This window comes from Actinomycetospora sp. (assembly GCF_036497245.1).
Taxonomy (GTDB): Bacteria; Actinomycetota; Actinomycetes; order Mycobacteriales; family Pseudonocardiaceae; genus Actinomycetospora.
This window is the reverse complement of the sequence record NZ_DASXJS010000126.1, coordinates 1-8,927: the sequence shown is the minus strand read 5'-3', so window position 1 is coordinate 8,927 and position 8,927 is coordinate 1. Positions and strand designations below refer to the sequence as shown.

Genomic DNA, 8,927 nt, shown 5'->3' with positions numbered 1-8,927 from the left:
CGGTCACGGACCATCTTGTCGTGCGGCGCGTCGGCGTAGTCGGCCCACATCTCGGCGATGCCGGCCTCGACGATCGCCTCCTCGTCGGCGGCGGTGCCGTCGGCCTCGGTGACGGGCCGGATCGTCGTGGGGCGTGCCCGCACGGCGGTTCCCCGGCCCGGCCGGGGAGCGGTGAAGACGGAGTCGACGCCCGGGAGCGCGGGCAGCGGGCTGACCACCGCTGCCGGGGAGGCCGAGGGACGGCCTGCCGGGCGCGGCGGCTCAGGCGCGGGGATGGGCGGAGTCATGAACGGCCCTCAAGCGGTCGGCGGTCACGTGGGTGTAGAGCTGGGTCGTCGCCGGCGAGGCGTGCCCCAGCAATTCCTGGACGCTTCTCAGGTCCGCTCCCCCTTCGAGCAAGTGGGTCGCCGCGGAGTGGCGCAACCCGTGCGGTGCGATGTCCGGTGCACCCGGGACCGACTGCGCCGCGTCGTGGACGACGGTGCGGGCGATCCGCGGGTCGAGGCGCCCACCGCGGGCGCCGAGCAGCAGCGCGGGCGGTGAGCCCGCGACGGCGAGGTGGGGGCGCCCGTCGGCGCGCCACGCGTCCAGCGCGGCCGCGGCGGGCCCGCCGTAGACGACGGTGCGCTCCTTGGCCCCCTTGCCGAGCACCCGCAGGGTCCGCCTGCCGTCGTCGACGTCGTCGACGTCGAGCCCGCAGAGCTCCGAGACGCGGATGCCGGTGGCGTAGAGCAGTTCGAGCAGCAGGTGGTCGCGCAGCGCGACCGGGTGGTGCTCGGCGGCCCCGGCCGCGGCGTTGTCCAGCGCCGCGGCGGCCTGGTCGGCGCGCAGCACGGCGGGGAGCCTGCGGTGGGCCCGGGGCGACGCGAGGCGAGCGCCGGGATCGGTGGCCGCGCGGCCGGTGCGGGCGGCCCAGGCGGTGAACGCCCGGGCGGCGGCGGCGCGGCGGGCCACGGTGGTGCGACGCGCGGGACGCCGGCCCGCCGCTCCCCTGGACGCGGGTCCCTCGACCCCACCGGCGGCCAGCCACGACCGCAGCGCCGCCAGGTCGAGGTCGGCGAGCGTGACGTCCCGCCCGTCGGTGTCGGCGCTGCGCCGGGCGGTCGGGCGCGACGCGAGGTGGCGCAGGGCCGCGGTGACGTCGCCGGTGTACCCGCGCACGGTGTGCTCCGAGAGCCCGCGCTCGAGACGCAGGTGCTCGGCGAAGTCCTCGACGGCCCGGGCGAGGCCCTCCGGGAGAACCTCGCCGGGGGCCGTGCCGGTGTCGGCGTCGGGAACCTCGCGAGCTGCGGGGATCTCCGATTTCGTCGCTCTGTGTGACCGCTTCGGCCGTCCCTCCCCGGACGGGTCGGGCCCGTCACCGTGGCTCGCCGCGCCCGGGCCCGAAGCCTGGTCGTCGAAGCCCTGAGAGGGGAATCTGCCGGTCATCGCGGATGAGACTCCCGGGCCGGACGGTGAGCGTCAAGCACCGCCGCGCACACGTCGGTGACCGCGCGGCGCCGTCGGGCAACGGTCATCGTGGTCGCGCTCCGCAACCGCTCGTCGCACCGACCCGGGCGTCAGCCGGGTCGGCACCACCCCCGCTCGCCGTCCGGCACCACCAGCCTCGCGGCCGCGAGCTCGTCGAGCGCCGCAGGCACCGCGCGGGGGTCGACGCCGGACTCCCGGGCGAGGGCGCCGACCGTCGACGTGGCGAACCCCCGCAACGCGCCGTGGACGCGGACGGCGGGCATGGACAGGCCGTCGAGGGGCCCGCGGGGCCGTGCCGGCGGCGTGGCGAGGCGCCCCGCGGGCCCGACGTCCTCGAGCACGTGGTCGACCGAACCGACGAGGCTCACCCCCGGCTGGCGGGCGAGGTGGTGGCTGCCGACCGAGAGCGCGGACGTGACCGGCCCCGGCACGGCCATGACCAGACGTCCCAGATCGCGCGCCGCGAGGGCCGTCCGGGCCGCCCCGCTGCGGGCGCCGGCCTCGACGACGAGGGTGCCGCTCGCCAGGGCGGCGATGAGGCGGTTGCGGACCAGGAAGCGGTGCCGGGCGGGAACGGTGCCCACCGGGTACTCGCTGACCACGAGGCCCTGCGCCGCGATGGTCTCGAGCAGGCGGGCGTGGGCGGCCGGATAGGCCCGCTCGATCCCGCAGGCCAGGACCGCGACCGTCGCCCCGTTCACGGCGAGACACCCGCGGTGGGCCGCCGCGTCGATCCCGAACGCGGCCCCGGACACCACGGTCAGCCCCTCGTCCGCGAGGGAGGCCGACCATTCCCGCGCCACCCACTTCCCGTACCCGGTGGCCGCCCGCGACCCGACGACCGCGACGCTGCGGTGCGCGCCGTCCGAGAGCGTGGCGAGCGAGCCCGGACCCCGCACCCACAGCCCCAGCGGCGCCACCCAGTCGGTGCTCCCGTGCAGGTCGGGATGCTCGAAGGCCGCCATCGCCGCCGTGGGCCACGCGGCGTCCTCGGGCACCAGCAGGCGCCCGCCCAGGGCGCGCACCGCGTCCAGGTCGGCGTCGACCCGGTCGACGTCGCGCCGCCCGGCCACCTCGCCGCCGACGTGGCGGCCCAGGTCGGCGCCCCCGCGGATGCGCTCGGCGGCCTCGACCGGGCCGAGCAGCGCCACGAGGTGCGCCAGGCGTGGCGCCGGGGGTTCGGCGAGGCGCATCAGGTAGGCCCGGGCGCGCAGCACCCCCTCCGCGACCCCGGTCCCCGTCCCGGCGTCGGTCCCGGCGCTCATGCCGACCCCTCGTGCTTGAGCCGGAGCGCCTCGTGCACGTCGGCGGAGTCCGGGCGATCGCCGCCCCGCAGATCGCACAGCGTCCAGGCCACGCGCAGGCACCGGTCGAGTCCGCGCGCCGTGAGGACGCCGTCGCGCAACTTCCGGTCGAGGTCCAGGGCGGCCTCGCGCGGGATCGGCACGTGGCGGCGCAGGGCCGGGCCGGGGACCTCCGCGTTGCTCCGCCAGCCCGCCTCCTTCCACCGCTCCCTGGCCCGCTCACGGGCCCCGAGCACCCGCGCCCGCACCGTGGCGGTGGCCTCGGGCGCCTCGTCCTCCCCGCGCGCGAGCGAGGCCACCGGCCGGAACGCGACCCGCAGGTCGACGCGGTCGAGCATCGGGCCGGACAGCCGGCCCTCGTAGCGGCGCAGCTGGTTCGGCGCGCAGTGGCAGTCCGCCGGGCGCGGCGGCGCGCACGGGCAGGGGTTCGCCGCCATGACCAGCTGGAACCGCGCCGGGTAGCGCACCACGCCGTCCTTGCGGGCCAGGCGCACCTCGCCCTCCTCGAGCGGGGTGCGCAGGCAGTCGAGCAGGTGTGGACCGAACTCGAACACCTCGTCCAGGAAGAGAACCCCCCGGTGCGCCATCGAGACCGCCCCCGGGCGCGCGAGTCCCGACCCGCCCCCGACGAGCGCGGCCGCGGACACCCCGTGATGCGGGGCGACGAACGGCGGGGTGACCGGAAGGTCGTCGTCGGGCGGCAGCGCCCCGGCGAGCGAGCGCACCGCGGCCACCTCCATCGCCTCCTCGACGCCGAGGTCCGGGAGCAGGCCGGTGAGCCGTCGGGCGAGCATCGTCTTGCCGGAGCCGGGCGGGCCGACGAAGAGCAGGTGGTGCCCGCCCGCGGCGGCGACCTCGATGGCGTGGCGGGCGGTCTCCTGCCCGACGACGTCCGCCAGGTCCTCCGTCACGGGGCGCAGGCGTAGCCGCGGCCGGATCTCCGGCACCGCGAGATCGCCCTCGCGGCGCAGCCACGCCAGGACCTCGCTCAGGTGGGACGCCCCGAGCAGCTCCACCCCGTCGACCAGGCCGGCCTCGTCGAGGGCCGCGGCAGGCACCACGACCCGCTTCACCCCGGCGCGCCGGGCGGCCATGACGCACGGCAGCACACCCCGGACGTCCCGGATCCGGCCGTCCAGGGCGAGCTCGCCCAGCAGGACCACGTCCTCGAGGGCCCCGGCGGCCAGCCGGTCGTCCGCCGCGAGGACACCGCAGGCCAGCGCGACGTCGTAGCTCGACCCCTGCTTGGGCAGTGTCGCGGGAGAGAGCGCCAGGGTGATCTTGCGGTTCGGCCAGACCTGCCCGGAGTTGACGACCGCGGCGCGGACCCGGTCACGGGCCTCGGCGAGAGCGGCGTCGGGCAGCCCCACCAGCGACAGCCCGGGGAGCCCGAGACCGACGTCCGCCTCGATCTCCACGAGGTCGCCCTCGACGCCGTGCAGGCCGATCGACCACGCGCGGGCGAGCCCCATCAGAAGGCCCCCTCGTAGTGCTCGACCTGCGGTGCCAGGCCGGGCACGAGCAGGACCGCGACCACGTCGAAGCGCACCTCGACCCAGCGCGCCCGCGACTCCGCGAGCCACTGCTGGGCGAGCCGCCGGATCCGCGCGGCCTTCGCACGGGTGACCGCCTCCACGGGGAGGCCGTAGCCGACCCCGGAGCGGGTCTTCACCTCGCAGACGACCAGGCTGCGCCCGTCGGTGGCCACGACGTCCAGCTCGCCCTCCCGCCGCCGCCAGTTGCGGGCCAGGACCACCAGTCCCCGCGCGACGAGATGCTCGACCGCGACCTGCTCACCGGCACGTCCGAGCTCGTCGGACGCCCTCGGCCTCCGGCGCACCGCCTGCTCGCTCCCGGCGTCACCACCTGACCCGCTGCTGCCCACCACGCCGTCTCCCGCCGCCTCGAGGAGAGGCGACCCCGCCCCTCGCCGATCACGGTGGACGGCAGAGGAGGACGAGGGCGAGCGTCGGCGGGCACGCTGGGGACAACCCGGGCGTCGAGCGCGGGGTGTGGACGGAGCGCTAGACCGTCCGCCGCGACCGACGGGACGGGCGGCCGCGGATCAGCCGCCGAACGGGCCGTCCTCGAGGCGCAGCTCCGGCTTGTCGAGCTCCTCGACGTTGACGTCCTTGAACGTCACCACGCGGACGTTCTTGACGAACCGCGCCGGCCGGTACATGTCCCAGACCCACGCGTCGGACATCCGGACCTCGAAGTACACCTCGCCGTCGGCGTTGCGCACCGCCACGTCGACCGTGTTCGCCAGGTAGAACCGGCGCTCGGTCTCGACCACGTAGGAGAACTGGCTCACGATGTCGCGGTACTCGCGGTAGAGCGACAGCTCCATGTCGGTCTCGTACTTCTCGAGATCTTCCGCGCTCATGGTCCCTCTCCCCCCTCCGCCTCGGCGTCCGCCATGGGATCGACGACGTCGACCTCGTCGGGGTCGAATCCCGCGAGGTCGTCCTCGTCATTGTGGCCCACCGAACCGTCCCACGAGTCTGCCGCCCGACCGGCGGCGAGGCGAGCAGGGTGGGCGGTGAGACGCGAGACGTTCACGAAGCTGTAGCGATGATCGGGGCTGGGGCCGTGCTCCGCGAGCGCTGCGGTGTGCGTCGGCGTGCTGTAGCCCTTGTGGAGGTCGAAGCCGTACTCCGGTCGGCGTCCGTGCAGCTCGGTCATCAACCGGTCCCGGGTGGTCTTGGCGAGGATCGACGCCGCCGCCACGCACGCGGCCGCGAGATCGCCCTTCGGCACCGCGAGGCTGGGGACCCCGAAGCCGGAGACCGGGAAGCCGTCGGTCAGGACGTAGCCCGGTCGGACCCCGAGGCGCGCCACCGCCCGGCGCATGCCGTCGATGTTCGCCGCGTGCACGCCCCGGCGGTCGACCTCGGCGGGGTCGACGAGCACGACGCAGTGGTCGACGGCGCGGCGCAGGACCACCGTCGCGAGCCGCTCGCGCTCCTCGGGGCTGAGCAGCTTGGAGTCGGTGAGGCCCTCGAAGCGGGCCGCGTCGTTCGGGCGCAGGATGCATGCCGCGACCGCGAGCGGCCCCGCGCAGGCCCCGCGACCGGCCTCGTCGACGCCCACGACCGGACCGAGCCCGTGGCGCTCCAGCGCCGACTGGAGTGCCCAGGACTCGCTGGAGCGGCGGATGATCGCCCGCGGCGGCTGCACACCGGTACGGGGCGGCAGCGGGCGGCGGGTACGACGACGCTGACGCCCCCCGGTCCGGGCACGTCCGTCGCCACCGGGGCGGGATCGCGCGGACGTCACTCCCGGTCGGCCTCCGCCGCTCGGGGCCCGCCGTCGGCGTCCGACGGGCCGTCCTGGCCGTCGCGGGGACTGTCGTCCCCCTGACCCTCGTCCCCCTGACCCTCGTCGTCCGGACCCTCGTCCCCAGGACCCTCGTCCCCGGGACGCGGCGGAGCCGCGGTCGACCGGTCCACGGCCACCACGCGGCGCAGCCGGCGCCCGGCGCCCACCACGGGGATCGCCAGGAGCGCGCCCGCGGCGGCCCCGGCGGTGCCGGTCCCGAGCGGGGCCGAGCCGCCCAGGGCCGTCGTCGTCGCCTGCGGGTCGATCGCGGGCACCGTGCGCCAGCGGCTGATCGGCAGCACCACGACGCGGACCTTGCCGATGACGTCGCTGACGGGCACCGGGCCGTGGAAGCGGGCGTCCGCAGAGTTGTTGCGGTTGTCGCCCATGACCCAGAGCTGGTCGTCCGGGACGCGGACCGGGTCGAACGTGGCCTGCTTGTCCCCGAGCCCGGGCTGGTAGTAGAGGTAGGGCTCGTTGATCGGCTTGCCGTTGACCAGGACGTGGTTCTGGGTGTCGCAGCAGGCGACCGTCTGGCCGCCGGTGGCGATGACGCGCTTGACGAAGTCCTTCTCGTTGGGGGCCGCGAGACCGACCAGCGACAGCGCGTCCTGGAACCCGCGGATCAGCGGGTTGCTCGAGGGCTGCTCGTCACCGACCTCGTCGTTGTCGAGCCACGCCTGCGGCCCCTTGAACACGACGACATCGCCGGGCGAGGGGTCGCCGAAGCGGTAGGAGACCTTGTCGACGGCCACGCGGTCGTTGGCGCAGCCGTCGCAGCCGTGCAGCGTCTGCTCCATCGACGCCGACGGGATCACGTAGATGCGCGCGATGAACGTCTGGATGACGAAGGTCAGGACGATCGCGACGACGACGAGCAGCGGCAGTTCGCGCCAGAACGAGCCCTTGCGCTTCCGCTTGCCGCCGCCGGACCCGTCGTCCTCGCCGTTCTTCCCGCGGGCGCGCCTGCCGGGACCCGAGGTGTCCTCGGCGCCGTCGCCGCGTCCCGGGCCCGCGCCGCCACCCCGTCGGTGGCGGTGACCGCTCGCGCCGAGGGCCGTGGTGCTCGGGTCCTCGGCGTCGGCACGACCGCCGGAGGGGGCGTCCGCGGCCGCCTCACGCTTCCTCACGGGTGGCGGGGTGCCGCCGGAGAGCAGGGGCGACCCGGCACCGGAGGCATCGGACTGCGCCGGGACGGGCGGCTGGACCGCCGTCGACGACGGTCGGCCTTCCGTCGCGGCCGGCTGGACGGCCGTCGACCCGGTGCCGTTCGGCCCACCCCGCCCAGGGGCGGCGTCGTACTGTCCGCTTCCGTTCGGCTGACCGTCGCCGGGCGCACCGTGCGGCACGGAGCCGTTCGACCCGGAGGGTCCCTGGCCGGGCGAGGACGGCCCGCGTCCGTATCCGGAAGGCCCGCCGTAGGACGGGGCCTGACCGTAGGGCGGGGACGGCGGTGCCTGCCCGTACGGCGGCGAGGACGGCGGCAGCCCGTACGACGACGGGGCCTGGCCGTAGGGCGGTGCGGACGGCGCCTGGCCGTACGGCGGCGAGGACGGCGGCTGCCCGTAGGGCGGTGAGGACGGCGGCTGCCCGTAGGGCGACTGCGGGGCCTGTCCGTAGGGCGGCGAGGACGGGGCCTGCCCGAACGACGGCGACGCGGGCCCCTGCCCGGGGGTGCCGGGCCCGGGTCCGTTCGGCCCTGCGCCGTACGACGGCGGGCGGGCCGGCTCGGAGCTGCGGCCGTTCCCGTGGTCCTCGCTCCCGAACCGCGACGGCAGCGGGTCGCGACCGCCGTCGTCGGTCCCGAATCGCGAGGAGGGCGCCCCGGACGAGTGCGGCAGCGCGGTCGGCGGGGGCCAGGGTGCCGGACCCGGGCCGCCGCCCGGACCATCGTCGGACAGCTCCGTGCCGCCGTGGCGCGGGCGCGCCGGCCCGGCGTCGTCCCCGGCGCCGTGGCGCGGACCGCCGTCGTCGGGCGTGCCGTGCCTGCCCCCCGAGGCCCGTCCGCCGCTCACGTCCCCGTACGGATCATCGACGGGGTCGACCGCGCCGGGTCCGCCCCACCGCGCATCGGGCTCCCCGTGACGGGGCGAGCGGTAGCGACGACCGGACTCGTCGGAAGGTGGCACGAGATCAGGCTAGGAGACGGCGTCGGGAGTCAGCACAGGGAGACCGCACCGGAGCACCACCCGCTCAGGAAGCGGGGGTCGTCTCGCGCTTCTCACGGATCTTCGCGGCCTTGCCGCGGAGTTCACGGAGGTAGTAGAGCTTCGCGCGGCGGACGTCACCGCGGGTGGCGACCTCGATGTGGTCGATGTTGGGGGTGTGCACCGGGAAGGTGCGCTCCACTCCGACGCCGAAAGAGACCTTACGGACGGTGAAGGTCTCGCGGAGTCCGCCACCGTGTCGGCGGATCACGACGCCCTGGAAGACCTGTACACGGGAGCGTGAACCCTCGATCACCCTGACGTGCACCTTGACGGTGTCCCCGGCGCGGAAGTCGGGGATGTCGGAGCGCAGCGACTTGGCGTCGAGCTCGTCCAGGGCGTTCATCGTCAGCGTCCTCGCGGTCTCTCGGGCCGGCGCCGGGCCCGCGGAGCGGGCGTCCGGGTGCAGCCGAGGTGGATCGGTTCTCGGGCAGCGGCGGCGCTTCAGCGACCCCTCTCGGGCCGTGCGCCGTCCGCGGCAACCTCCCCAGTCTGCCATGCCGCCGGTCGTGCTCCCGCGGCCGGGTCGTACCCGCAGGAGGCCAGCACCGCGCGGTCCCGGTCGTCGAACGCGGCCGCGCCGTGCCGCGCGAGCAGCGCGTCGAGCAGGTCGGGACGCACCGCG

9 protein-coding genes are annotated in these 8,927 nt (G+C 76.2%); all 9 read right to left on the bottom strand.

Annotated features, from left to right (window positions below; all coding sequences use genetic code 11):
* Positions 1 to 261: 261 nt before the first annotated feature.
* The gene (locus VGI02_RS13105; protein WP_331627824.1) at positions 262 to 1,428 is read right to left on the bottom strand and encodes a tyrosine-type recombinase/integrase; all 1,167 of its coding nucleotides are present in this window, start codon (positions 1,426 to 1,428) and stop codon (positions 262 to 264) included.
* A 131-nt stretch (positions 1,429 to 1,559) separates the two neighbouring features.
* Entirely contained in the window at positions 1,560 to 2,735 is a 1,176-nt protein-coding gene (dprA, locus tag VGI02_RS13100; protein WP_331627823.1) for a DNA-processing protein DprA, read from the bottom strand.
* Entirely contained in the window at positions 2,732 to 4,246 is a 1,515-nt protein-coding gene (locus VGI02_RS13095; RefSeq protein WP_331627822.1) for a YifB family Mg chelatase-like AAA ATPase, read from the bottom strand. The genes dprA and VGI02_RS13095 overlap by 4 nt, the downstream gene beginning before the upstream one ends.
* On the bottom strand, positions 4,246 to 4,614 hold the full coding sequence (locus VGI02_RS13090; protein WP_331627825.1) for a YraN family protein: 369 nt from the start codon (positions 4,612 to 4,614) through the stop codon (positions 4,246 to 4,248). Before VGI02_RS13090 ends, VGI02_RS13095 begins: the two co-directional genes overlap by 1 nt.
* A 225-nt stretch (positions 4,615 to 4,839) precedes the next feature.
* Positions 4,840 to 5,160, bottom strand: coding sequence for a DUF2469 domain-containing protein (locus tag VGI02_RS13085; RefSeq protein ID WP_169183366.1), 321 nt, complete (start codon positions 5,158 to 5,160; stop codon positions 4,840 to 4,842).
* A complete protein-coding gene (locus tag VGI02_RS13080; RefSeq protein WP_331627821.1) occupies positions 5,157 to 5,954 on the bottom strand; it encodes a ribonuclease HII in 798 nt (265 codons plus the stop codon). The genes VGI02_RS13085 and VGI02_RS13080 overlap by 4 nt, the downstream gene beginning before the upstream one ends.
* Before the next feature lie 95 nt (positions 5,955 to 6,049).
* Positions 6,050 to 8,224: a signal peptidase I gene (gene lepB, locus VGI02_RS13075; RefSeq protein WP_331627820.1), complete on the bottom strand. Its 2,175-nt coding sequence runs from the start codon at positions 8,222 to 8,224 to the stop codon at positions 6,050 to 6,052.
* Positions 8,225 to 8,288: 64 nt separating this feature from the next.
* On the bottom strand, positions 8,289 to 8,648 hold the full coding sequence (rplS, locus tag VGI02_RS13070; RefSeq protein ID WP_331627819.1) for a 50S ribosomal protein L19: 360 nt from the start codon (positions 8,646 to 8,648) through the stop codon (positions 8,289 to 8,291).
* A gap of 98 nt (positions 8,649 to 8,746) precedes the next feature.
* On the bottom strand, positions 8,747 to 8,927 hold a 181-nt coding region (locus tag VGI02_RS13065; protein WP_414638252.1), incomplete at its 5' end, for a hypothetical protein.

Bases quoted from the DNA above. Each gene is read 5' to 3' on its own strand.
- dprA (WP_331627823.1), bottom strand. From the start codon at position 2,735: ATGAGCGCCGGGACCGACGCCGGGACGGGGACCGGGGTCGCGGAGGGG.
- rplS (WP_331627819.1), bottom strand. From the start codon at position 8,648: ATGAACGCCCTGGACGAGCTCGACGCCAAGTCGCTGCGCTCCGACATC.
- VGI02_RS13085 (WP_169183366.1), bottom strand. From the start codon at position 5,160: ATGAGCGCGGAAGATCTCGAGAAGTACGAGACCGACATGGAGCTGTCG.
- VGI02_RS13095 (WP_331627822.1), bottom strand. From the start codon at position 4,246: ATGGGGCTCGCCCGCGCGTGGTCGATCGGCCTGCACGGCGTCGAGGGC.
- VGI02_RS13105 (WP_331627824.1), bottom strand. From the start codon at position 1,428: ATGACCGGCAGATTCCCCTCTCAGGGCTTCGACGACCAGGCTTCGGGC.